The organism is Desulfocastanea catecholica (genome assembly GCF_054657295.1).
This window is the reverse complement of the sequence record NZ_BAAHYZ010000003.1, coordinates 220,104-241,253: the sequence shown is the minus strand read 5'-3', so window position 1 is coordinate 241,253 and position 21,150 is coordinate 220,104. Positions and strand designations below refer to the sequence as shown.

General features: G+C 53.3%; 29 protein-coding genes and 1 other RNA gene. 6 read left to right on the top strand and 24 right to left on the bottom strand.

The genetic code is table 11. From position 1 onward, the window contains the following. Positions 1-14: 14 nt before the first annotated feature. From ACYQ8U_RS04475 to ACYQ8U_RS04380, 20 genes are all read right to left on the bottom strand, one after another. A complete protein-coding gene (locus ACYQ8U_RS04475; RefSeq protein ID WP_459944316.1) occupies positions 15-371 on the bottom strand; it encodes a hypothetical protein in 357 nt (118 codons plus the stop codon). A gap of 1 nt (position 372) precedes the next feature. Next, on the bottom strand, positions 373-795 hold the full coding sequence (locus tag ACYQ8U_RS04470; RefSeq protein ID WP_459944315.1) for a glycoside hydrolase family protein: 423 nt from the start codon (positions 793-795) through the stop codon (positions 373-375). Between the two features lie 280 nt (positions 796-1,075). Further along, positions 1,076-1,297: a hypothetical protein gene (locus tag ACYQ8U_RS04465; protein ID WP_459944314.1), complete on the bottom strand. Its 222-nt coding sequence runs from the start codon at positions 1,295-1,297 to the stop codon at positions 1,076-1,078. Beyond that, positions 1,290-1,466, bottom strand: a complete 177-nt coding sequence (locus ACYQ8U_RS04460) for a hypothetical protein (RefSeq protein WP_459944313.1) — start codon at positions 1,464-1,466, stop codon at positions 1,290-1,292. Before ACYQ8U_RS04460 ends, ACYQ8U_RS04465 begins: the two co-directional genes overlap by 8 nt. Positions 1,467-1,481: 15 nt before the next feature. Further along, positions 1,482-1,805, bottom strand: a complete 324-nt coding sequence (locus ACYQ8U_RS04455; RefSeq protein WP_459944312.1) for a Mor transcription activator family protein — start codon at positions 1,803-1,805, stop codon at positions 1,482-1,484. After that, a complete protein-coding gene (locus ACYQ8U_RS04450) occupies positions 1,802-2,239 on the bottom strand; it encodes a regulatory protein GemA (protein WP_459944311.1) in 438 nt (145 codons plus the stop codon). The genes ACYQ8U_RS04455 and ACYQ8U_RS04450 overlap by 4 nt, the downstream gene beginning before the upstream one ends. Before the next feature lies 1 nt (position 2,240). After that, positions 2,241-2,810 (bottom strand): hypothetical protein, encoded by a 570-nt coding sequence (locus ACYQ8U_RS04445; protein WP_459944310.1) that lies wholly within the window; start codon positions 2,808-2,810, stop codon positions 2,241-2,243. Continuing rightward, positions 2,807-2,980, bottom strand: coding sequence for a hypothetical protein (locus ACYQ8U_RS04440; RefSeq protein ID WP_459944309.1), 174 nt, complete (start codon positions 2,978-2,980; stop codon positions 2,807-2,809). The genes ACYQ8U_RS04445 and ACYQ8U_RS04440 overlap by 4 nt, the downstream gene beginning before the upstream one ends. Next, on the bottom strand, positions 2,977-3,369 hold the full coding sequence (locus ACYQ8U_RS04435; protein ID WP_459944308.1) for a hypothetical protein: 393 nt from the start codon (positions 3,367-3,369) through the stop codon (positions 2,977-2,979). The genes ACYQ8U_RS04440 and ACYQ8U_RS04435 overlap by 4 nt, the downstream gene beginning before the upstream one ends. Positions 3,370-3,389: 20 nt before the next feature. Next, positions 3,390-3,454, bottom strand: an RNA gene (locus ACYQ8U_RS04430) — hammerhead ribozyme type II. After that, the gene (locus ACYQ8U_RS04425) at positions 3,454-3,936 is read right to left on the bottom strand and encodes a hypothetical protein (protein ID WP_459944307.1); all 483 of its coding nucleotides are present in this window, start codon (positions 3,934-3,936) and stop codon (positions 3,454-3,456) included. Before ACYQ8U_RS04425 ends, ACYQ8U_RS04430 begins: the two co-directional genes overlap by 1 nt. Positions 3,937-3,949: 13 nt before the next feature. After that, positions 3,950-4,162, bottom strand: a complete 213-nt coding sequence (locus ACYQ8U_RS04420; RefSeq protein ID WP_459944306.1) for a hypothetical protein — start codon at positions 4,160-4,162, stop codon at positions 3,950-3,952. Positions 4,163-4,176: 14 nt separating this feature from the next. Beyond that, positions 4,177-4,962, bottom strand: coding sequence for a DUF3164 family protein (locus ACYQ8U_RS04415; protein ID WP_459944305.1), 786 nt, complete (start codon positions 4,960-4,962; stop codon positions 4,177-4,179). Then, on the bottom strand, positions 4,949-5,155 hold the full coding sequence (locus tag ACYQ8U_RS04410) for a hypothetical protein (RefSeq protein ID WP_459944304.1): 207 nt from the start codon (positions 5,153-5,155) through the stop codon (positions 4,949-4,951). Before ACYQ8U_RS04410 ends, ACYQ8U_RS04415 begins: the two co-directional genes overlap by 14 nt. Further along, the gene (locus ACYQ8U_RS04405) at positions 5,152-5,724 is read right to left on the bottom strand and encodes a hypothetical protein (protein ID WP_459944303.1); all 573 of its coding nucleotides are present in this window, start codon (positions 5,722-5,724) and stop codon (positions 5,152-5,154) included. Before ACYQ8U_RS04405 ends, ACYQ8U_RS04410 begins: the two co-directional genes overlap by 4 nt. A 4-nt stretch (positions 5,725-5,728) precedes the next feature. Further along, a complete protein-coding gene (locus ACYQ8U_RS04400; RefSeq protein ID WP_459944302.1) occupies positions 5,729-6,448 on the bottom strand; it encodes an AAA family ATPase in 720 nt (239 codons plus the stop codon). 99 nt (positions 6,449-6,547) lie between these two features. After that, positions 6,548-8,797 (bottom strand): Mu transposase C-terminal domain-containing protein, encoded by a 2,250-nt coding sequence (locus ACYQ8U_RS04395; protein ID WP_459944301.1) that lies wholly within the window; start codon positions 8,795-8,797, stop codon positions 6,548-6,550. Positions 8,798-8,799: 2 nt separating this feature from the next. After that, entirely contained in the window at positions 8,800-9,690 is an 891-nt protein-coding gene (locus tag ACYQ8U_RS04390; RefSeq protein ID WP_459944300.1) for a hypothetical protein, read from the bottom strand. Between the two features lie 6 nt (positions 9,691-9,696). Further along, entirely contained in the window at positions 9,697-9,903 is a 207-nt protein-coding gene (locus tag ACYQ8U_RS04385; RefSeq protein WP_459944299.1) for a hypothetical protein, read from the bottom strand. Further along, a complete protein-coding gene (locus ACYQ8U_RS04380; RefSeq protein ID WP_459944298.1) occupies positions 9,900-10,376 on the bottom strand; it encodes a hypothetical protein in 477 nt (158 codons plus the stop codon). The genes ACYQ8U_RS04385 and ACYQ8U_RS04380 overlap by 4 nt, the downstream gene beginning before the upstream one ends. Positions 10,377-10,629: 253 nt before the next feature. On the opposite strand from ACYQ8U_RS04380, the gene ACYQ8U_RS04375 reads away from it, so the two are divergent. Further along, entirely contained in the window at positions 10,630-11,175 is a 546-nt protein-coding gene (locus ACYQ8U_RS04375) for a hypothetical protein (RefSeq protein ID WP_459944297.1), read from the top strand. Positions 11,176-11,542: 367 nt separating this feature from the next. Here the strand turns inward: ACYQ8U_RS04375 and ACYQ8U_RS04370 are convergent, their stop codons facing one another. Together ACYQ8U_RS04370 and ACYQ8U_RS04365 are read right to left on the bottom strand one after the other, a co-directional pair. Then, a complete protein-coding gene (locus tag ACYQ8U_RS04370) occupies positions 11,543-12,301 on the bottom strand; it encodes an N-acyl homoserine lactonase family protein (RefSeq protein WP_459944296.1) in 759 nt (252 codons plus the stop codon). An 872-nt stretch (positions 12,302-13,173) separates the two neighbouring features. Further along, entirely contained in the window at positions 13,174-13,365 is a 192-nt protein-coding gene (locus tag ACYQ8U_RS04365) for a hypothetical protein (RefSeq protein ID WP_459944295.1), read from the bottom strand. A 444-nt stretch (positions 13,366-13,809) separates the two neighbouring features. Between ACYQ8U_RS04365 and ACYQ8U_RS04360 the strand changes: the two genes are divergently transcribed. Beyond that, positions 13,810-15,345, top strand: a complete 1,536-nt coding sequence (locus ACYQ8U_RS04360) for a GNAT family N-acetyltransferase (RefSeq protein WP_459944294.1) — start codon at positions 13,810-13,812, stop codon at positions 15,343-15,345. 3 nt (positions 15,346-15,348) lie between these two features. Here ACYQ8U_RS04360 and ACYQ8U_RS04355 read toward each other — a convergent pair whose 3' ends face one another. Continuing rightward, positions 15,349-15,945 carry a DUF2284 domain-containing protein gene (locus tag ACYQ8U_RS04355; RefSeq protein ID WP_459944293.1) on the bottom strand — a complete coding sequence of 199 codons (597 nt, stop codon included), beginning with the start codon at positions 15,943-15,945 and terminating at the stop codon, positions 15,349-15,351. Positions 15,946-16,029: 84 nt separating this feature from the next. Further along, entirely contained in the window at positions 16,030-16,677 is a 648-nt protein-coding gene (locus ACYQ8U_RS04350; RefSeq protein WP_459944292.1) for an Nmad2 family putative nucleotide modification protein, read from the bottom strand. A 476-nt stretch (positions 16,678-17,153) separates the two neighbouring features. Here ACYQ8U_RS04350 and ACYQ8U_RS04345 point away from each other — a divergent pair, with 476 nt between their 5' ends. From ACYQ8U_RS04345 to ACYQ8U_RS04330, 4 genes are all read left to right on the top strand, one after another. Then, positions 17,154-18,338: a hypothetical protein gene (locus ACYQ8U_RS04345; RefSeq protein WP_459944291.1), complete on the top strand. Its 1,185-nt coding sequence runs from the start codon at positions 17,154-17,156 to the stop codon at positions 18,336-18,338. A gap of 204 nt (positions 18,339-18,542) precedes the next feature. Then, positions 18,543-18,911 (top strand): hypothetical protein, encoded by a 369-nt coding sequence (locus ACYQ8U_RS04340; protein ID WP_459944290.1) that lies wholly within the window; start codon positions 18,543-18,545, stop codon positions 18,909-18,911. 127 nt (positions 18,912-19,038) lie between these two features. Next, on the top strand, positions 19,039-20,067 hold the full coding sequence (locus ACYQ8U_RS04335) for an FAD:protein FMN transferase (RefSeq protein WP_459944289.1): 1,029 nt from the start codon (positions 19,039-19,041) through the stop codon (positions 20,065-20,067). Positions 20,068-20,167: 100 nt separating this feature from the next. Further along, the gene (locus tag ACYQ8U_RS04330; protein WP_459944288.1) at positions 20,168-21,139 is read left to right on the top strand and encodes a calcium/sodium antiporter; all 972 of its coding nucleotides are present in this window, start codon (positions 20,168-20,170) and stop codon (positions 21,137-21,139) included. The last annotated feature ends 11 nt before the right edge of the window (positions 21,140-21,150 follow it).

Below are 21,150 nucleotides of genomic sequence, written 5' to 3'. Positions count from 1 at the left end.
TGCCTGTCGTGCCCCTATTTGATGACCTCGATGGTCAGCGAACCAACGGCATTGATGGTGTAGTTGTAGCTGTCGATCGTCGCCTGGGACGGTCCGCTCTCCATGGTGCCGACATAGGCCACCAGGTGATAGGTATGGTCCTGCTTATCCGTCTGCCGTGGGACAGTGATGGTCAATGCGGTTTTTGGAATAGCATCGGTATCGATGATATTGCCATCCCTGTACAATCTGAACCCGTCGATGTTCTCCACTTCTTCAGGGGGATAGTCCCAGCCGAACTTGAGATCCTCAGCATGGGCAAAAGACGAGCCCAGCATGAGAGTTAGAGCTACCGTGATCAGGGCCGTTACAACTAATTTTCTCTTTATCATTTCATGCTCCTTGTGCATATGCTCCGGTTAATGTCATCCGCGCCAGCTCCTGAGCTCTGCCGCCCACCTGGCGCGCCCACTTGCTGTCAAGCATTTCATCGTGGGCGGTGGCATAGTCTCCAGCCTCCATTGCCGCCAGCATCTTCTTGAACTTGGCAAAGCGGGGCAGGCCGAGGTTGAAGGCCATATCGACCATGGCGTCCTGCCGGGCATAGTTGAGGCTGCGTATCCAGGGAAAGGCGGCGTTCAGTTCGGCCATATGCTCGGCGATATCGTGCTGCAGAATGACCATGGCGATCTCCTTCGAGATGCCGTTGTCATCGAGGTTATGCCCGACGCCGATGGTCAACTTGCCCGCCGGACAGCGGTACGGTTGCAGCCGGAGTCCCTCGTGTCTGATCAGCATTTTCTGCAGCTCGCTCATTGTCGGCCCTGGTAGATTGACTGGTGAGTGCTCAAACCCGAATGCGCCGGGGAAGGAGAATCGAGGGATGGCAGACCCTCTCCTTCCCCAGCTTCCTCGGGGTGTTTGTGCTTCTTGAGTCTTTGTTATAGTGGATTGCGGCGAGGGGAAACAGACGGAGTCGTTTCAGCACTGGTTGTGCGGGGTGTTTCTCAATAAAAAAAGGACCATCTCCAGCTTGTGGAGATAGTCCTGGAGATAGTCCTTTTTTCGGTAAAAAGAAGGGGAACCGGTTCAGTTGTTAAATCACTTCCCAGCCGCCGGTACCAACGCCCTCCCGAAACAGCAGCGACGAGTTGTAACGCAGATAACAGCCGTTTTGATCGTCGCTGACATCCACCCGGAAGGCGCAGTTGCTGAAAACCACCGGACCGCTAAAGCCGTCTTCGTTGATGACCGTGTCACCGGTCCAGATGGTCCGGCCATTACGGTCCCGGCTGTTCGTGCAGATCTTTTCAGGCATGTGTCCGATATCCTGCCCGCATGGCCATGACGCTTACGCCGTAGCCGACCAGCAGGACATTGAGCGTCAGGCTGACCGGGCCGGAGATGGTGAAGGTGAAAACAAAACCCGCCGCCAGGCAGAGCAGCGGCAAAATGCGGTACAGCGGTTCGGGTATCCAGATAGCCATGATGTCTCCAATTTTCTAAAATAATTTCAGCTGTCGATCCTCACCCGGCTCCCTGCCGAGGATGTTCCACACCTGCCGATCACAGAGCCCGTGCTTGCGGGCCAGGGCAACGCCGGATATATCGCCCCGGTCGTACTCGGCCCGGATCTCCTGGTCACGCCAGCGGATCAGCCATTTCTTGTGGCCGTAGAGCATCACCGGCGTACCGCCGAACCGTTCGGCGATGGTCAGCGCCATACGCACCCCGACCAGCTCGGCGACAATGCGCATATCCCCGGACAACTCATCGATGGTCGGCAGGACATCGTCCGGCATTCTGTCGATGGTGAAGATGTTCATTTTTCCCCCTTCATTAATTTGATCCGCTGATCAAGATCGGTGATCAGCACATGCAGGGCCTCCCGATCGGTCAGCCATTCGAACCGATCAACCTTGAACTGTCGCTGACACCTGGTATGCAGCGTGTCCATGGCGTAGCCCAACTGGTTCCACATGGCCAGTACCTTGCGCTGCTGGGCGGCGGTCGGCCCGGGCTTGATGGCGATATAGGTAGAGCTGCGTTGCTTCCTGCCGGTGGCCGGGCTTTTGCTTTTCGACTTCCAGCCCTTGCCGGCAAAGATATCCAGCAGCTTTGCCGCCTGGGTTTCATTTAACTTGGATGAAGATTCCACCGCAAAATTGACATGGAGGATATCCCGGTAAATTTCGTCGGAGATATCGAGTTCCTTCTTGGCGATATGGATCTTGGCCAGCTGGGCTTTAGTCGGTGCCATGTCAATCCATCCCCTTAATAAGGTTTTTCAGGCTGTTAAAATCAGGTGCAGCAGATGGCGCACCATGCCTTTCGTCCCATTCGCGCCGGGCTTTTTCCATGGGATCAAGTAAAGGATCCGCCTCGGACCTGTCCGGTACCGGAGCGACGTGCTGCCGTGCCGCCATGTTCTGCTTTTTCTCGCCCTGGTAATCCGCCTGATCGGCCATGTCGTAAGCGATTTTCGTCAGATAGTTATGATTCGGCATCGGCAGAGTCAGCCCGGTGCGCCGCTCGACCATCTGCTCCATGGCCTGGGCCCAGATCCGCGCCGGGCAGTTGCGGTCGACCCGGCCCGCGACATGGACATAGCTCTTTGCTGTCAAGGTCTCGATCTCGCCGACCAGGCGCAGCACCTTCTTCCAGCTGAGCGCCTGCTTGCCCGGTCTAAACAGGCTGAGATAGCCGAGTGTCGACTTCGGCAGCGGTGCCGGCAGCCTGCTGATCACCAGCAGTGTCTCGCGGCAATGGGCGTCGTTCATCCAGCTCTCGGCGCTGGCTATGGCTCCGCAGGCGGGGCAGATCAGTTTCATTTGTTACGGTCCTTTTTTATCTGGTATTTACTGCGCTTCCTGCCGTCGTTATGGATGCAGCCGCCGCACAGCTGCTGATACCGGGCCAGCTCGCACCAGGCAGGCGACACCTTGCTGTTCATCTGGGCCTTGCAGCTGATATCGAAGGCACCGGCGGGCGGTTGACTCATTGCGCCCCCAGGGACAGATCCCAGGCGGTTGGCCTGGGGATAGTCGCCAGCCGTGCATTGCGTGGCCGATGGCCGAGGTGGGCGAACTCGCCGGCTACTATTTCCGGCTGGAACTCATCGCTTGCACTGGGTCCTCGGCCCACATACCGCCGCTTGGTATTCCAGTCACTCCGTTTTGGCCCGCTGAAGCGATGGCGATATCCGGCCAGTATCTCCTGATGATCCCAGCCGACAAAGCGCAACCGTTTTCTCAGACCCGACAAAGACAGGCCGATCATCTCAGCCAGGTCGCGAATATTATAGGTCCCGGTATCACAGACAATCGGTTTCCAACGCTCGCCTGCCCCCTCCGGTTCAACCAGTATCAACGTCGGTTTCATATCGCTCATATTTTCCTCCATGGTTGTTGTTTCAGCTGCTCATCAGACCGGCGGCACAACCCGCCGATTACCCCGGCATGCCGGGGTTTCGCATCAAACAGGATGGTACATAACCTCCGCCGCCTCACCCAGTGCAGCCCTGATTTCTTTCTCCCCGGTTATATCCGGCAGCTTGCACTTGCTCACATTGGCATCACGCCAGGCATTAACACGGTCGATCAACAACCGGACCCCTTTCGCCTCAACGCTCGTCTCGCCAACAAACAGCCGGACCTGTGATAAATAAAAGGCCAGGGTCTCCGGTACCAGGTCATCCTTTGCCAGCAGGACCACGCCTTCATTCTCGGTAAACATCTTGCCGTTAGTGCTGTTGACAGCAAGGAAGTTGAACTTGCGGTCGATGGCTTGGCCCTTTCTGCCGGCTGTCAGTGCCGCAACGCCATCGTATACCATCTCCAATTCGTCGAGAATGCCCTCCGCCTCCGTCCCTTCAATCTCATACGTGTCTTCCAAAAACTGTTGGAACAGCTCATAGTTCTTTTCCACGAACTCTTTGACAAAATTTACTTTTCCCATATCGAACTCTCCCTTAGTTACCTTGATAGCCGCAGACAACCTGCGAGCCGTCACAATTGGTTATCGAACCGTTATAATGCCCGCAGACCACCTTGCGTTTTGTCTCCGATTCCACGCTGATACAGGTCGCGGCAAGCGGGCAGTCGGCAACGGTGCAGGTGGAAAGAATAATCGCCGTCCGCCGGACCATGTCCATCGCCGTCTTCTGTCCTCTGTCATCTGTCATCTGTCCTCTGTCCATCACACCCCCGAAAAATCCAAAGAAATCTGATTATAATTGCCGTCCTCATCCCGCACATACACCCGGTAATAGGTGCACGAGCCGACCACCGTCACCGCGTCACCGATGGCCTCCATGGCCTTCTTCCAGATTGGATGATCGATCTTCAGCGTGCGCAGGGAAAGAATGCGCTTGGCGTTGATCCGCCCCTTCTTGTCCACCTGAAAGGCGCTCTCCACCAGGGTACGCAGTTCCGGCCCGGCGTCCTTGCTCCACTCGCGCAGACAGTCATCGACCAGCTCCTTGGCCGCCTGCAGCCGCTCGTCGAAATCCAGCCGCTCACTGACCGCCCGGAGGATCTTGAACCGGCCATCATAGGATGTCAGCGACAGATTACCCCGCGCCCCGCCCAGGTCCGCGCCGTACTTTTCGGCGGACAGCTCGAGAAAGGCCTGCATGTCGCCGGCCAGCTGCTGTTTGAAGGTATCGAGCATGGCGCTGACCTCTCCGGCCTTGCCGACTACCTCCTTGACGAATTTATCCCGCTCCAGGTCGATCTCTTTGATGCTCTCGATCGGCACCAGGTGGCCGATGCCGTTCATCATATATCCTTGGGGTACTGTGTCCTGCATGAGTTTGCCTCCGTAAATTTCCAATACTTTTTTACCGATTGCCTCGGCGTTGCCGGTATACGAACCGGACAGCACCATGCTGATCGTCGCCGGGCTGTAGCCAAGCTGCCGGCACACCTCCGCTTGACTGCCGGACACGATGACCGCCTTGCGCAGCAGCTCACGCCAGTCCATGTTCAACCCCGTCCAGATTGATTTGATACAGCTTGCGCACCGCCACGGCGGCGTTTTCCGCCGCCAGGGCCATCTGGGCCAGGCCGGACGCATCCGTCGCATCGAAGGTGCGCAGCATATCCCTGACCAGTTCGATTTTAGCGTCCGCGTCCCGCCGTTGACTGGCGATTATCTGTGCCGTTCTGTCGTTCATTGTAAATCCTCCATGGTTTGTAGTAGTTCTCTGACATCGTCCAGGGCCTCGCCGATGGTATCGAGCCGGGCGGCGATCTCCTTTTTTTTCTCCACACGGATCTTGCGCAGCCGGTCAGCCTTTTCAACGTCCACCGGCATCTCCACCTGGTCGGCCAGCAGCAGCCATACCCCTTTCTGGCCCGGCTGTTGAACCTTGCTGACCACCCGGCGATTGACCAGCATCAGCAGCCATTCCTTGGCGTAATGCTTACTCACCCCGGCCAGCTCCATCAGGTCCTCGACGGTGACCCGCTTGCGCATCCGGAGCAGCCGCCACATCACCTCGCGTTTGTCCACCTGCCGGGCGGTACCGGTCGGCGGCGGCGGTCCGTAAATCCCCTGACTGATCCGGCCCAGGCGCCCGGACCGTGACAGCTCGGACAGGCTGTTCAGTACCCGCTTATGCTCGCGCCGGGTCTGGATAAACAGCAGCTTCGAGACATCCACGGCATAAGCCCGGCCGCCGTTCACCGAGGCGGCCGCCAATGTCGCGTCCAGCACCTTCTTTGTAAATGATTCGTTTGCCATCCTGTTATCCTCTCAGACTTTGTTTGATAGCCACCTTGGCCATGGCCATGTCCGGTTCGCTCTTGCCCCTGGCATTCATGATATTGACCAGCGAAATGATATCCCGCTTGATCACCCGGAAACACCCGCTCGCGTTATGGTGCAGGGTTTCCGCCACATCGGTCTGCAGCTCCAGCCCGGCCGCTTCCCTGGCGAACATCACCACATCGCCGATACCCAGCGTCTCGAACTCCAGCAGCTGAAAGGTCCGGTTCCAGATCCTGGTTACCTGCTGCATATGGCTCTGCAGCTCGTCCTCGCCGATGAGAACGAAGGGCGCCGCCGACAGATCGGACAGATCGCGGACCAGCTCCAGATGCAGCTTGGGCAGTTTTTCTATTTCCTCGATAAAGACAGGGCGTCCACCCTGCAGGTTCAGTGCGTCCATGACCGCCAGAAAGGCCGGGTCCTTGCGGTGGGCAACCTTCTTCACTCCGAGCTCGCGGCCCAGCGCCTGCAGGAAACCAAGCTCCGATTGCCGCCAGATGGACAGGCAGCGGACGAAGGCGCAGCCGTTGTTCGCCGCGTACCATTGCGCCGTCCGGGTCTTGCCCCGCCCGGCCTGGCCGATCACCGCCGCCAGGCGCCCTTCGCCCGCCGACAGCATCAGGGCGTCGATCATCGCCTGAAAGTTGCGGACATTTTTGACATTGACAAATTTTGGTAAAAATCGTATTTCTGGCATTACTTTTTCAAAGTCCTCTATTGATTGTTTATGGAGAAGGCGACCGTTCGTGCGGTCGCCTGTTTTTTCTTGTTCCCAGGTGCCACCTGGGAACAGTGTTTATCCGGCCATCGCGACAACGGTGGCCGGTTTCTTATTTCGATTAAGCACAGCCAAAGCCGCCCTCTGCCCGTCCCAGTACTCCTTATCCCGCGCAAACTCAGGCAGCTGCTCATACACCCGCATGAACCGCCGCCACTCGACACTCAGCGCATCACCGGACATCTCCATCTCCAGCAGCTTCCCGTAACGATCCGCCTCGCTCATCTCTTCCAGATTGGCGGCCAGTTGGGCCGCTTCCATCTGCCGCTGATGCCGCTGTGAGGCTTCCGCCTCCCTCATGATCTCGGCTTTTTCCTCGGCACTCATCACCACCGGCTTGCGGTTAGCCGCCGCCTGGGGAGCCGGCAGCCGCCGCACCTTGTTGCCGGCCACCTGGGGACACCCAGCCGCCTGGGAGCCCGAAGCCATAAACCCGGAGTCCTCGATCAGCCGCTGCGCCTCGGGGATAACCACCTCGTCGGCCATCGCCCTGGCATGGGAAACCGTCTGCTTGCGCAGGCTGCCGATCATCTCCAGCTGGTTTTCCAGCAGCTTGATATCCGTCTCGCTGCCGAGGATCCGCGCCGCCGGATGCACCTTGTCCACCCGGCCCGCCTCACAAAGAAACTCGTCGGTGCGTTGGTCGTAAATGAGCACAGTGTCCCGCTCCTGCATGTCATAGCGGACGTTGACCTTGTGATTGCGGCCGTACAGGGCAGGGTGATAGTACCATTCACCCTTGTCGTAGACCTTGACGCCCCGGCCGTAGATCTTCCGCTCTTCCTTTTTCATCATCAGGATGCGCAGGGCGAGAGGGTCAACCCCTGGGCCGCGTCCGGCATCGAACAGCTTCTGCGGACACTGCCCGGCCAGGTGGCTGCTTGGTCCCTGGGGACGGGCGGCGTAATGGTCGAACCAGGCGGCAATAGCCCGGTGGGTGTCGATTAGGCTCGGCACCTCGCCGCCGGTGATCTTGTCGTTGATCTTCCGGTGCAGCGTCTCGCCCCGGTTCATATGCGCCGGCTTGGCGTCGATCGATGTACCTATATAAGAAGGTGACATCCGCTCCAGCTCGCCGAAGGTCTTGAAAAACCGCTCGATGGTCTTCGACTGGCCATGGTACGGCTTGGCGACGATCAATTGAATACCGAGCCGTTCATACAGGCCGGGCAGCTCGGTCTGCTCGAAGTCGGTACCGGTGAAATAATGGCCTTTGAAGGCCCGGCCGTTATCGAGATAAACGATTTTCGGCACCATGCCCAGGCGGAGGATCGACCGGCGCAGGGCTGCCGAGATCGAGGCGGTGCTCTCCGTCGGCATGATCTCCCAGCCGCACGGCATCGACGATTTCATATCGAAGAACAGCACCAGCATCATCCGCTGCGCCTTTCCGGTCCACGGGTTGAGTACCAGGAAGTTCAGCACGTGACCATCGGCCACCAGGATGTCGCCGACCTGGATCGTCTCATAGTCGCGCTCGGTCCAGAACAGTACCTTGTCATTCAACCCCTTGTCGCCTTCCCTCCACCAGATCCACTCGTCGTAGTTGACCGCCACCCAGTCGTCCAGGAAACGCCGGTAAGTGGCGTCGGACAGGGTATCAACCCCTTTGCTCTGCATGATGGTGCGGGATAACCGGAGGATCTCGCTCTTTGGCAGGCTCTTGCCCTTTGGCTGCCGGACAAAGGCCAGGATGATCTTTGCCTGCAGCGGCGTAATAGACCGGGACCCCTTCGCCTTGCCGCGCCGATCAGCGAGCTGCAGGCTGTTGCCGCAGCTCTTTTTCAGCTTGTTCTTCCAGCTCTCGACGGTCTTCCAGCTCAGCTCGCCCAGCGTTTTATACAGCTCCGGATAGGATGCGCCGCTGTTATAGGCGGACATGAAATTATCCCGCGCCTGGTTCTTATGGCCCCACTCGGCCGCCGCCAGCGCCTGCATATACAGCTTCACCAGCGAGGCCTTCAGGTTTGCCTTGCCTTCCTGGGCCGTGCCGATGGTCCCGTTGCCGCTAGTGGCCATGGTGGCGGGCAGGTTGGCCGCGTTGTTTACCGGCACCAGGGCGTTAATCTCTTCCTGCTCCAGGATGGCGTTGCGGATACTGTCCGGCAGCATATAGGCCCGGTACATCTTGCGCTGTCCGCCGCGTACTGTCTCCCAGTAAAAGGACCATCTGTCGCGGTCGGCCTTGCGGGCAATGTTGCGCTCGGTTTTTGGCAGCACCGGCAGGTTCATGTCCAACAGATCTTTTGCTGAATAGGCGGCGTTCATGGTCAACCCACCAGGTGCATATCGTCAAGGAGGATCTCTTTAAACGCCGCCTCCATGGCCTTGAACGTCGCATAGTCGCCGCTGTGCTTCACCCATCCGCCGGTTTCTGTGTCGCGCCGCTTGATGGTCATGTTGCTGCGGTCCATGCGAAACAGCGAATAGCCGGCACGTTCGAGTTTGTTGGCATCGCTTGAGCTGCCGCGAAAAGCCGGTTCATCGATAAAGTCCCCGTCGTCGGCCAGATCGGCGCGCAGCTGGTCCAGCGCCTTGATGATAAATCCCCTGGCCGTATGCTTATAATTGGCATCCCGCTCCTTGAGCACCTGTTTCGAAAACGCCTCGAATGCCTCGGAGAACTCGGCGCTGCAGCTTACGGAAACTTCTTTTTGCGCCTGGTGTACGGTCTTTTTTATCTTTTCGCCGAGGTAACTTTTCACGACATTGGCGACGTGGCTCGATGTTACCTTGCCACGTGGCGCGGACTCTACAGCCGCTTTCCATACGGCAAGCTGTTGCTCAGGTCTGAGTTTTATCAGCGGCCTGACCTGTCGTTCATTGAGCGGTAAAAGCAGTTGGTCATCTCCAAAACCTCCGCCATGGCGGAGGTTTTCAATGACGTCGGTAGCGTTGATAAGTTCACGGACCCGGCTTTTTGCTATATCAAACAGCTCTTTACAGTACTTCTCGAAGGTCAGCGCCTTCATGCGGTACAGCTTGCGTTCTTTTATCTCCGCCAGGGCCTGACCAACCTGGACAAAGGTCTTGAAATTTTCCACGACCAGATTTTCCAGTTGCTCCAGCCGTTTTTCTTCCTGTACCGACAGCTCTTTCCATGGCTCCACCTGCTTGGCCAGGGCCGTACCTATCCTGTCATTTGTCCGTGATGATGTCATTTCGCCTTATCCTTTTATTTTTTTAGGGAGATCCAGATACTTCACCGGACATCCTTTCTCAGCCAATAGATCCAGTACCCGGGTCAAATTCTCCCGCCCGGCAATGGTATTGGCGACACAGGCATGGCTCTTGTATCCGAGCATCTTCTGTATCTTGCCGACGCTGAGATTGTTCCGCTTCATCCACACCTCTATTTCGATCCTGTTTCTCATAACTTGTCCTTGAGTTGTTTCATCTGCTTGCGCAGGTCATTGATCTGCTGCTCTTTCTTGGCCAGCTTCAGCAGAATGATATCCTGCCCTTCGATGACCGCGCCGCCCTGCAGCCGCACCATTGCCGCCATCGGCTCGAGCGTCTGTAGAGCGGCGCAGAAAATATTCAGCCCGAACACCGTCGGCATATGGCTGTCCTCTTCACAGTTCAGCCATTTCTCGAAGGTGTCCTTGCTCAGCCCGCCGCGGCCGCTCATTCGCTGCCCATATCTGGCCGCCAGGGCGTTCATCATATCCAGCACCTGCTCGCGTGACTTTCCCGAATCCTTTATGCACTGATTCATTGACGTCTTCACATCCCGCATCACCGTCGCGAGATTCGTTTGATTAAAAAGGTCGAGTTGTCTTGGTGTCACGCTTGCCTGTCCGTAGTCATAAAGATTTCTGTCCGAATATTTTTGAGCTTCGGACATTGATGATTTGCATCCGTTTGGGTATATTGCTTGTAGAGGCGCACTGTTGTTTGCCGGTTCATCCACTATAAACGCATGATATGGACTCTGTAAAGCAAAAAATGGCGTCTAGCTTTATTTGAGACGCATATTTTGGATTATTATCGTAACATGCCGTTTTTGTTTTATATATTTAAAGCTTATTTAAATGTAAAAATGTCCAGCTTTCTGTCTGACTTTCATTATTCAAAGATGGACGCAAAATAAGGTTTATATGAAACTCAGCGATAAGCTAAAAAAGGCGCGCGAATATCTAGGAAAGAGCCAGAAAGAAATGGCCTCTTTAGTCGGAAGCGGTTACCGCTCATGGCAAGGTTACGAGCAAGACACGAGTGTGCCTGGTGGAAATGTTTTTAGTGAATTAACCAAACTAGGTTTCAACGCAACCTGGTTTTTCTCCGATGACGTACCAATGCTCCTGGCCGACACGCAAAAGGAAACGGCCACTCCCCACCCTGCGGAAAAAACCAATCCCAGGCCCAGGTCCAACGACAACCTGGGCCTGGGCGAAAGCGTCGAGCTGATCTCTAAAATTTACAATTCAGACAACCCGGCGCAGATCGAGGCGGTTGCCGCCTGCCTCTACGCCTCCAGCAAAGCTGTCGACAATAATGTGCTGGCTCAAAGGGCCATGGATATGATGGATGAAATGAACAAAAGAATGGCGGCCATGGAAAAAGAACTGGCTAAACTGAAAGCTGAAAACGAAGAGTTGAAGAAAGACCCACCTGGTGAGGACTACCAACTGGCTTCGGGCTAAGGGATAGGGGTGGGATAAACAGGAAGGAAATTAATTATACAGCTGGCCAAACCAAAGCGGAGAACCAGCCACAACGATAAGGTTGTTCACCCCTTCATGGTAACCAATTATTATAGGAAAAATTTACAGAGCAAAAAGAAAAAAACAAGCATAGCCATTGCGGCAAATGCTCCAAAAATTTCATACAAATTATTCTACGTTCACCTGCAAAACTACGTCGAATCCACAGCCGAATTGCGCAATTTTCTATTATTAAAAAAATCACCTTTTTTGACATCTTTTTTCCAAACCCAAATTCAGCAAAACCCCACCAGCTCTATAAAAGTCCCACAAAAGTTTCATAAAAGTTTCGCCAAATTCATCTATTTCAATTGTCTACGTTCATCTGCCCCCCTATACCTGCAAATATGGGTTCATGCAGTGGGAGGATGATGTCGGCCATATCCCTTACTTTGATCATCATATCGTAAGCTTCATAGGTGTTGATATGGGTCCCTGGCGGAATGACTTCCATTTCCATGGCCCGGATCTTTGCCGGCGGTGCAAAGTTTTCCATGATTACGCAGAAACCGGTGATAGCGGCCGTTCCCTTGGTGGTATCGACAAATACCGTCATCCCACCGGGAGAGTGGATAGGGGTGTGCATGACGCGTATTCCGGGGAGGATCTCGCGGTCTTCCGTGACGATCTCTATCTGATTGTTCTCCTCTATCTCCATGATGAAATCCTCCACATAACGAAAATCGAGGGGGTGCGGGTTCTTGATGCAGACGAGTTCCTGCTTGTGGATGAAAAACCAGGCCTTGACGCACTTGTAGTCGTTTTCGCAGTGATCGGTATGGAGATGGGTGTGGATGACTATGTCGATATCTGCCGGGGTCAGGCCGAATCGGGCCAACCCTTCTTCGATGGTGTAGATCTTTCCTCCGATTGCCGCCTCTCTGTCCGCCGACTGCACTGGATGCATCTCACCGGTATCAATTAAAATATTCTTGTCTCCTCCTTCGAGATACCAGGTGTAGATCGGGATGGTATATGGCGTGCCGTAGTCATGTTGGTAGGTCATCATGCCTTTATCAAATATCTTTGTGCCGAGAACAATGGGATGGATTTTATAGGTCGTCATAAACAGCGCTCCCGTTAAACTTTATGCAGATATAATTTCGTTATATTGCAAATTATCGGCTATGGGCAAAATGTCAATACCACGCCTCACTTTAAGAAAATTCATTAATCTTTAGGCAGGTATTGACTCTCGGTTTGAATTTCCCGCCACATCCTGATAAGGTGCAGTATCACTCTTCTTTTTTTTAAATTTCAGACAATACGATGTGGTGGATGGTTTGCAGGATCGACCATGGCTGGCGTCATTAAATTTTCATGCAGATACAAGGTTCCGGATAACGCTCTGGTGGATCATACAGATAGCCTGCAATTCGTCGGAGAAGGCCATGCTCGGTGATTTTCCCAGAGCTATTTGATGATGCGGTGATGGGCAGCCATGAGGTTTATCACAACTAGATGATGCATTTATTGAGTGATGAGAAAAAGGCAGCGGGATTTGCCAAGGTGGTATTTGATTTGCTGCAGATAGCCGTGTGAACGACGTCATGGAGATTTCGGCGATTTTGATGTAACAATCGAGTCATAAGACAGTAACCAAGCTGATTGGTGACGTTATCAGACCGATATTTAAACACATATTTGTATGGACCATAAAACTGTGTAGAATCGCCATAGGCTTACTGGTCATGAAAACAGGCTTTGACCTTGCCAGAGGCAGCGGGGCCTTTCTCTATCGGGGGGCGGATACTTTTACAGGTGTTTTTGTTATTATTATCGGGGCATATTTCATCTTATCGAATCTCTTTCCGGACATGTTTGGCCAATCAAACTCCAGCCGTTGAGGATATTTTTATCAGTTCATGAAATTATGTATCCCGTGGCCAATCTGAGACCGGCTCCTTTTACCTCCCCCTGTTGCTGCTTACGGCTCCTTTATATCCCACCCATATGCTGTTCTCGATAGGTCCTGATCGTTTCCTCATCGACAAAGTTCCTGATTTTGCTGAGGCATTCTTCATCGGTACAGACTCTCGGCAGCATTTCCGTCAGCACTTCCATAATCAGGCGTTTTTGTTCACTCTGTTCGAGATTAAGTACAGCGGATTTGATTTCGTCATATGTCATGGCTTTTCTCCTTGTGTGGGGTTTGCGAACCGGAGGGAAATCACCGGCAGACCTAGAGCAGCCAGCGAAAGTAACCACTTCCTGTCCATCTGGTGTGGCAGGTTTCTCAGGTCAACTGTAGGCACTGTCGACCGGCAAATCAAGAATTCATCGATTCCAGTTTTTTGGGTTTTTGTGGACATCCAACCCGAGACTCTTTATTGTCTTTCGTGACCTGCTTCCTCGATTTTGGTTCTGAGGTGTTGTTTTCTACCCAGCCTACGCTTGCATGGTCGGCAGGGCAATTTTTCTTATCTGTCGAATTTTATATCCAACCCCGACCAACGGAAAGGAAGCCGGGAGTTCTTGTCGTATCCCCTTGGGGAAAGTTAGTGTCTAAAGATAGACTATATCATTGTAATAAATATAAAAATAATCTCGAAAGCTCAAAAGGACGTGTGGAAAATGATTGATGAAATCGAGCATAAACTCAAAACAAGACATCTTCGATTAGATGACTACCAGGTATTGTATGATCTCTCTGCAAAGGCCTATAAAGGCGTTGCCGCTCCCTGGACCAAGGAGCAAGTAAGTCAATTAATAAAATTATTCCCGGAAGGCCAGATATGTATTGAGGATAAGGGCAAACCCGTGGCTGTCGCTCTGTCCCTGATTATCGACTTCAGCCTGTTTGGAGATCAACATTCTTATGACCAGATTGTTCGGGGTGGAACCTTCAAATCGCATGACCCCGATGGCGATTATCTCTACGGTATTGACGTTTCTGTCGATCCGGAATACCAGGGGATGCGTCTTGGTCGCCGCCTCTATGACCTTCGCAAGGAACTGGCGGAAAATCTCAATCTCAAAGGTATCTTGCTTGGTGGACGTATACCGGGGTATCACAAACATTCCAAAAAGATGCAGGCTCAGGAATACATTAAAAAAGTAAAAAGCCGTGAATTATATGATCCGGTGCTCACCTTCCAGCTGTCCAACGACTTCCATGTGCGTAACCTGCTTGATGACTACTGGCCGGGAGATCATCAATCCCGCGGCAATGCCGTACTTCTGGAATGGATCAACATCTATTACCAGAAAAAAACCAAACTGATCGGTAAGACCAAATCCATTGCCCGCCTTGGTGTCGTCCAGTGGAAGATGCGGCGCTTCGAGTCCTTTGATGATTTTATGCAGCAGGTTGAATTTTTTGTCGATACGGTGAGCGATTATAAAGCTGACATCATCCTGTTTCCTGAACTGCTCAATGCGCCACTCATTCACACCTATGAAGGCAACAACCCGACTGAAGCCATGCGTATGCTGGCCGGTTATACTGAAGATATGCGCCAGGCCATGACGGAAATGGCCCTCAGCTACAACATCAACATTGTTGCCGGCAGTGTGCCGCAGATAAAGGATGATGGCAAACTGTACAACATAAGTTATCTGTGCCGGCGGGACGGCACCTGGGACAGTCAGGAAAAGTTGCATATTACCCCGGAAGAGGCCAGTGTCTGGGGGTTTTCCGGTGGTCATGAGCTGAAAGTCTTTGATACTGATGTGGGCAAGATCGGCATCCTCATCTGTTATGATGTCGAGTTCCCCGAGCTGGCCAGATTGCAGGCCCTGAAAGGCGTAAAACTGTTGCTGGTCCCTTTTTGGACCGACACCAAGACCGGTTATTTGCGGGTTCGGCGCTGTGCGCAGGCCAGGGCGATTGAAAATGAGTGTTATGTGGCCATTTCCGGCAGCGTGGGCAATATCCCTAAGGTTGAAACCATGGGCATCCAGTATTCGCAGTCGGCGATTTTTACACCCTCGGATTTTTCGTGTCCCCACGATGCGATAGCCGCGGAAGCGACACCGGGTATAGAAACAACGCTCATTGCCAATCTGGATCTTGATTTAATTAAAGAAATACGAGCGCTGGGCAGTGTGCGAAATGCCGAGAACCGACGCACCGATCTGTATGAGCTGCGTTGGCTTGACGATAAATGATCGTCAGCACAATAGAATCAGACCTGCCACCCAGGCGAGCTGTTCCCCGGCATCGTCAGGTGTGAAAAGCCTGTTTGACCAGCCGGCCGATTTCATCAGCTCACCGACATTCACCCCATAGCCGGACATTGATGTCCGGGCATGGTGCGGATGCCGACATTCTCCTTGCCCGCTAAGCACCCGGCAATTCGGGTGCTCGGGACAAAAGCTTTCTTTACAGGAACCACCGGCAAAGCCGATCGAATCCGGAAAGCCGAGGCGCTTGGCTTCTAGCTCAACTTCAGCGGTAATCTCATGCAGCAGCCGCATGACGGCAGGTCGATCTGCGCCGTGCAACGAGGCCGATTCGATTTCGATGCGGATAACCAGGGCATGTCTGCATGATTGCAGCAGTTTTCTTATGCCGGCCGGACCGGAAACATGTGGTGGACAACTCATTGATTGACCATAATAGGGACATTTCGGCTCGCCACACAAATCGGCCAATCTGTCCTCAACCTGCACGCTTTCAGGCGGCAGGCGGCGGGCTTTGGTGGCACCGGCATGCACGGCAAATTTTACCAGTGCATCGATTATTTCCTGGCCGTCATGCCTCTGCATACACATTCTCCGACAGCCCATTTGTTTCTCGATAGATGTCGCTTATCATGCGGTATCGCACCATACGTCTTTTTGCCAATGTATTCAAGTCGCAGACTCCGGGGTTTCAGCCGGATCACTTTCCGGTACAGGAAGTTTGCATTTTGCTTTTATCTGTGCAGGCTGCCCATGCACCCCCGGCTGGAAATTTTTTTCCAGCCAGTCCAGAAAAAGTGGAACGATATCACGTTTATTGGAATTCGGCGGATTGGGCTTAATTGTTTTGTCTCCCTGGGTTGTTTGGATGACGGCGTTTAATTTTGTCGGTATGGCAACTGCTTCCTTGCCGAAATAATAAAAGGTCTTGGAAATGAGAACCCTGTTTATACTGGTGTCGGATTTAAAGTTTTCCTTGCCGTGGAAAAGATTTTTTACCTGCACCAGCTGGCCGGCCTTGTCCTTTTTATAAATATTGTCGCCACAGCCATTGTTTTTGCTCGGCTTCTTGCACGCATATTCAGGAAAATCCCAATACATTTCAAAAGGTAAACCTCTGTCAACGCGCATGGCAAAAACTAGTTTTCCTTTATCTGGAGCGGGGGTCGTGCCGATAATCCAGTCCCCCACATTGGCATTTCTGCGGATGTGCGGTCTGCCGCAGGCAAGTGTGCAGATTCCGCCAAAAGGATTCGGGGCAAATCCATTATCTTCGGTCACAATGTAAGAGAAAAGAGTGGGCTGTCTTGTAGCCATATTGTCATTCCTTGATGGATAAGAGTGATGTACCTTGAGCAAAATCCATACAGCGATCAGAGTAATTGATTATACTGCTTTTTGCTGCATTATGTTGTTCAGGATTCGGATGAAATATTCTCCGGGTTTCTATTCGCCGTATCCTTTAGGGTAACATGAACGCGTCAGAGTACAAGATACTTCTTCAGCATGGTATTCCTGACGCCCCATCGTCAGGTCGATTTTTGCAGATGAGAAAAAAAATATCTCAATCTGCTTGCATCGCGAGGGGTGCTTTTTTTCTTGAACATTCCCTGGTGAAATTGGTGTCTGACTGTTGACTAAAAAATATTGTTTCTTATTGATTGGTTATCGGATTTTTTCAGACGGCGGCGGTTTATCTGCGTTTTGAGCACTGCTTCCAGGTCGTTAAAACGTCCAATCTGACTATCGCAATGCAGGTCATTCTGTTACCTTACCAGGAGGCGAAGGGCACTATGAGAAAAGGCGCACCGAGAGAAATAACCGTCCCGCACCGGCAAATCCCATTGGAGATTCCGCCGGGAATTGCCCCGACCGAATTTTTTAACAGTCCCTGCAACCTGCGACACCTGGCGCGAGCAAACGGATTGTTGCGTACCCGGGAAGGATTCCTCCTCTATCGCAAGGCCATCGGTCATTCAAATATCTTTGATACCTCGATTATTTTCGATACTTCAGAAAAAGTCCTTGATCCTATGGGCCGGCCGGTCCGTCGCGATCAACTCTCAAGAGCAGAAAATTTAGTTTTCAGCCGCATGACCAAAGTGGTTTTTGATTTTATGCTGGAGAAATATCCCGACCCGGAACGGCATCTGGTTTTCTGCGGGGAAGCCAGCCTGGATGCCACCTGGCCCCTGAACAAATCCGGAGTGCCGAGCATCCGCATGATACATAATCATTTTATGGTCTTTGACAAAGCACAGTTAGCCGCGTCCCCTCATGCCGCCGCCGATAACCCAAATTTGACCGACGGAGGACACAATGGTCTCTTTTTAGATTATCTCAGCGATGTCTATTTGCAGTTTCTCGATGTGCTGGACCTTGAAGTACTGCGTCCGATATCGCCGGACAAGTGTAAACTGGCCATCACCGGCTATCCCCAGGGCCTGCCAAGCTGGGAGATTGTCGGTGGTGCGGCATCGTTGAACCGAGGACAGTTCTGGAAAGAGTACGATATGGTACTCAAAGGATTTCTTGATTTTTACAGCGCACTGTTTGCCCTGGTGGCCTCCGAGGATAACCGGATTCCCGCCAATGCGGCCTTTCCCGATCGAATTGCGGATATTCTTCTCTTCAGTGACCAGTTTCATCAAGCTGCCCGCATGCTGCGCCTCCAGGTGCTTGAGGATCCGCTTTTTGCCAATCAGATTCGCTGGAAACCCGCCTATAAACAACTTCTGTACCGCGATGATGAGGGACGGCTGATTGTCACCATCAGTCAGAATTCCGTCGGCAATGCCATCACCGAACTGCTGGGCATTGTCGTCAAGAGAGTGGCCGACGAGCAAGCCTACGCCAAAGAGGAGGGTCCGCTGGTCGAAAAACTCCTTGAATTGAGAACTCGATTAATACGATATAACCTGGGAACAGCTATTGCGACCCCATCCTGGCCGCATGGTCAGTTTGTGCCGCCATCGTAACCGACGAATAAAACAGCGCTCATTTTTTCATCAGGGTGCAGGTACTCATGGTCATGTGGGGGAGTGCATCACATCCTCTTTGCCCGGGTGGGTTGCCGGACGTTTGAATTTCGTATAATGTAGCAGAGATTTTACCGGGGGACAGGAGATGTCTGCAGCTCCGGTTGAATGTATGTCAAAAATGAAAAAATAAAGGGGGAACCGATGAACTGTGATAAATGCGATGCAACGATTATCGCTGGAGATGAAAGAAGCCATCAGAACCAGACCTTTTGCGAGGACTGCTATATGGTCGCCCTGTCACCGGTAAAGACCTGCGATCCATGGGCGGTGCATAGTGCCAAAAATTTTGAAAAGTTCGCCGGTGACAAAAAACAGCTCACCCCGATGCAGGCCGAAATACTGGAAAAGCTGAAAGAACATGGAGCGATGGAACCGGTGACGCTTTTGGCAAAGCTTGGTGGCGACTTGCAGCTCACCGACCTGCAGCGTGACTTCTCCATCCTGCGCCATATGGAAAAAGTCAGAGCAGAAAAGCAGGGCCAGGCCATCCTTTGGCGATTATGGGCATGAGAAAAGGTCACAGCATGCAGGAATCGCTCGTTCTCCGGGTGTCCATGCGGCAATTTTACCTTTAACTGCGAGCAGAAAACGGTAAAACAATCAGTCAGCTCTCTTATTAACCTCCTGTACTCTTTCAATGAACACCCAAACACGCCGTCTTGTTATTTTTGCTCTGTGTCTTATTCTTGTCGTGTTCTTTTTTCGGCTGCAGCAAAGCCGGGAGAAACACCTTTTTAAGGAAACCCGTACCTCGCTGTATACCCTGGTTGCCATGACCGTGGTCACTTCCTCGGAGGACCGGGGGAGAAAAGCGATGCGTCAGGCCTACGGTGAGCTCGACCGTCTCGGCCGACTCCTCAATTTTTATGCCGAAGACAGTGAGCTGAGCGCCATCAACCGCAATGCCGGCATTCAGCCGGTGCGGGTGTCGGCCGATACCCTGGAGATCGTTCAGGCAGCCGTCTATGCCGGTGAGCAGACGGAGGGGGGCTTTGACGTGACGGTTGGGCCGATCGTCAAGCTGTGGGATTTCAATGAGAAAATCCTGCCGGATGCGGCCAGTGTCGTCGAGCGTTTACCCTTTGTCGGCTATCAGAACATCGTCATCGATGCCGCCGCTTCCACTGTATTTCTTAAAAAAGCCGGGGTACAGATGGACTTAGGCGGGATTATCAAGGGATTTGCCGCCGATAAGGCAGTTGCCGTATTACAGAAGAACGGCATTGACGGCGGCATTGTTGCGGTGGCCGGAGACATCAGGGTGTTTGGCCGACAACCCGACGGCAGGCCGTGGCATTTAGGGGTGCAGAACCCCAGGCAAAAAGGGGATAACGATGTCCTGCTCGCGACCCTGGAGCTCGAGGACCAGGGTATCTCGACCTCGGGGGATTATCAGCGCTACTTTATCCGGGACGGCGTACGTTACCATCATCTGTTCAACCCGAAAACGGGCTTTCCGGAGAGCCTCTGCCAAAGTGTCACGGTTGTTGCCCCCACTGCGACCCTGACCGACCCTTTTGCCACGGGAATCTTTATCATGGGGCCGAAAAAGGGCCTGGCCCTCCTGGAAAGGCTGGGCGTGGACGGCATTATTGTCGATCAGGACGGCAAGGTTTTGATGACCAGCGGGTTTGAAAAGCAGGTTCATCTGATCGATGTCCAGTAATGCCGGATGCGAGAGTCTGAGAGGGGTTGGACAATCCTGATGTCACGCTTGTTAAGTAAATTATATTATTTAAAATTAGTCATTGGAATAAATACATCATATGTTTTTTTCACTTGCAGCGCTTGTTGTTGGGTTGGCCCTCCTGGTATGGAGCGCCGATCTTTTTGTAGAAGGTTCGGCCTCCACCGCCCGCCATTTCGGCATGCCGCCTCTATTGATTGGTATGGTTGTTATCGGTTTCGGCACATCCGCCCCGGAAATGGTGGTTTCCGTCATAGCGGCCTCCCAGGGGAACCCCGGGCTTGCTCTTGGTAATGCCTATGGCTCAAATATTACCAACATTGCCCTGATCCTCGGGCTGACGGCACTTATAAGCCCGATTGCCGTGCATTCGCAGGTGCTGCGCAAGGAACTGCCGATTCTCTCCGCCGTGACCATTCTCGCCGCCTGGCAAATCTGGGACGGGCAGATTAGCCGCGCCGATGCCTTGATATTGTTGGGAGTTTTTACCGGGCTGATGGTCTGGACGATCCGGCAAGGCTTGGTGGCAAAGGGTGATATCCTCGGCGGGGAGGTGGTGCTGGAGCTGCAAATCCACCCCATGCCGATCCGCCGATCGATCTTCCGGCTTATCATCGGCCTGGTCCTGCTCATTGTCAGTTCCCGAATGCTGGTCTGGGGTGCGGTGGAATTAGCCCGCGGTTTTGGTGTCAGTGATCTGATTATCGGCCTGACTATTGTCGCGATTGGAACCTCGCTGCCGGAACTGGCATCGGCAATTGTTGCCACCCGAAAAGGGGAGCACGATCTGGCGCTCGGCAACATTCTTGGTTCCAACCTGTTCAACACCCTGGCCGTTGTCGGCCTCGCCGGCGTCATTCATCCGATGTCGGTGGGGCCTGAAGTCTTCTTCCGGGATATGCTGGTGATAGCGGTGTTGACCCTTTCCCTGTTTATTATCGGCTATGGTTTCCGGGGAGGGGGAGGTCGTATCAACCGCTTCGAGGGCGCTGTCCTGTTGTGCTGTTACATCGGCTATACCGGGTATCTGACTTCAGCTTTCTGGCAATAACGGGAAATGCG

What these genes read in the sequence shown, in the direction of transcription:
- ACYQ8U_RS04475 (WP_459944316.1), bottom strand. Translation starts at nt 371, where the DNA reads ATGATAAAGAGAAAATTAGTTGTAACGGCCCTGATCACGGTAGCTCTA.
- ACYQ8U_RS04470 (WP_459944315.1), bottom strand. Translation starts at nt 795, where the DNA reads ATGAGCGAGCTGCAGAAAATGCTGATCAGACACGAGGGACTCCGGCTG.
- ACYQ8U_RS04465 (WP_459944314.1), bottom strand. Translation starts at nt 1,297, where the DNA reads ATGCCTGAAAAGATCTGCACGAACAGCCGGGACCGTAATGGCCGGACC.
- ACYQ8U_RS04460 (WP_459944313.1), bottom strand. Translation starts at nt 1,466, where the DNA reads ATGGCTATCTGGATACCCGAACCGCTGTACCGCATTTTGCCGCTGCTC.
- ACYQ8U_RS04455 (WP_459944312.1), bottom strand. Translation starts at nt 1,805, where the DNA reads ATGAACATCTTCACCATCGACAGAATGCCGGACGATGTCCTGCCGACC.
- ACYQ8U_RS04450 (WP_459944311.1), bottom strand. Translation starts at nt 2,239, where the DNA reads ATGGCACCGACTAAAGCCCAGCTGGCCAAGATCCATATCGCCAAGAAG.
- ACYQ8U_RS04445 (WP_459944310.1), bottom strand. Translation starts at nt 2,810, where the DNA reads ATGAAACTGATCTGCCCCGCCTGCGGAGCCATAGCCAGCGCCGAGAGC.
- ACYQ8U_RS04440 (WP_459944309.1), bottom strand. Translation starts at nt 2,980, where the DNA reads ATGAGTCAACCGCCCGCCGGTGCCTTCGATATCAGCTGCAAGGCCCAG.
- ACYQ8U_RS04435 (WP_459944308.1), bottom strand. Translation starts at nt 3,369, where the DNA reads ATGAGCGATATGAAACCGACGTTGATACTGGTTGAACCGGAGGGGGCA.
- ACYQ8U_RS04425 (WP_459944307.1), bottom strand. Translation starts at nt 3,936, where the DNA reads ATGGGAAAAGTAAATTTTGTCAAAGAGTTCGTGGAAAAGAACTATGAG.
- ACYQ8U_RS04420 (WP_459944306.1), bottom strand. Translation starts at nt 4,162, where the DNA reads ATGACAGATGACAGAGGACAGAAGACGGCGATGGACATGGTCCGGCGG.
- ACYQ8U_RS04415 (WP_459944305.1), bottom strand. Translation starts at nt 4,962, where the DNA reads ATGGACTGGCGTGAGCTGCTGCGCAAGGCGGTCATCGTGTCCGGCAGT.
- ACYQ8U_RS04410 (WP_459944304.1), bottom strand. Translation starts at nt 5,155, where the DNA reads ATGAACGACAGAACGGCACAGATAATCGCCAGTCAACGGCGGGACGCG.
- ACYQ8U_RS04405 (WP_459944303.1), bottom strand. Translation starts at nt 5,724, where the DNA reads ATGGCAAACGAATCATTTACAAAGAAGGTGCTGGACGCGACATTGGCG.
- ACYQ8U_RS04400 (WP_459944302.1), bottom strand. Translation starts at nt 6,448, where the DNA reads ATGCCAGAAATACGATTTTTACCAAAATTTGTCAATGTCAAAAATGTC.
- ACYQ8U_RS04395 (WP_459944301.1), bottom strand. Translation starts at nt 8,797, where the DNA reads ATGAACGCCGCCTATTCAGCAAAAGATCTGTTGGACATGAACCTGCCG.
- ACYQ8U_RS04390 (WP_459944300.1), bottom strand. Translation starts at nt 9,690, where the DNA reads ATGACATCATCACGGACAAATGACAGGATAGGTACGGCCCTGGCCAAG.
- ACYQ8U_RS04385 (WP_459944299.1), bottom strand. Translation starts at nt 9,903, where the DNA reads ATGAGAAACAGGATCGAAATAGAGGTGTGGATGAAGCGGAACAATCTC.
- ACYQ8U_RS04380 (WP_459944298.1), bottom strand. Translation starts at nt 10,376, where the DNA reads ATGTCCGAAGCTCAAAAATATTCGGACAGAAATCTTTATGACTACGGA.
- ACYQ8U_RS04375 (WP_459944297.1), top strand. Translation starts at nt 10,630, where the DNA reads ATGAAACTCAGCGATAAGCTAAAAAAGGCGCGCGAATATCTAGGAAAG.
- ACYQ8U_RS04370 (WP_459944296.1), bottom strand. Translation starts at nt 12,301, where the DNA reads ATGACGACCTATAAAATCCATCCCATTGTTCTCGGCACAAAGATATTT.
- ACYQ8U_RS04365 (WP_459944295.1), bottom strand. Translation starts at nt 13,365, where the DNA reads ATGACATATGACGAAATCAAATCCGCTGTACTTAATCTCGAACAGAGT.
- ACYQ8U_RS04360 (WP_459944294.1), top strand. Translation starts at nt 13,810, where the DNA reads ATGATTGATGAAATCGAGCATAAACTCAAAACAAGACATCTTCGATTA.
- ACYQ8U_RS04355 (WP_459944293.1), bottom strand. Translation starts at nt 15,945, where the DNA reads ATGCAGAGGCATGACGGCCAGGAAATAATCGATGCACTGGTAAAATTT.
- ACYQ8U_RS04350 (WP_459944292.1), bottom strand. Translation starts at nt 16,677, where the DNA reads ATGGCTACAAGACAGCCCACTCTTTTCTCTTACATTGTGACCGAAGAT.
- ACYQ8U_RS04345 (WP_459944291.1), top strand. Translation starts at nt 17,154, where the DNA reads ATGAGAAAAGGCGCACCGAGAGAAATAACCGTCCCGCACCGGCAAATC.
- ACYQ8U_RS04340 (WP_459944290.1), top strand. Translation starts at nt 18,543, where the DNA reads ATGAACTGTGATAAATGCGATGCAACGATTATCGCTGGAGATGAAAGA.
- ACYQ8U_RS04335 (WP_459944289.1), top strand. Translation starts at nt 19,039, where the DNA reads ATGAACACCCAAACACGCCGTCTTGTTATTTTTGCTCTGTGTCTTATT.
- ACYQ8U_RS04330 (WP_459944288.1), top strand. Translation starts at nt 20,168, where the DNA reads ATGTTTTTTTCACTTGCAGCGCTTGTTGTTGGGTTGGCCCTCCTGGTA.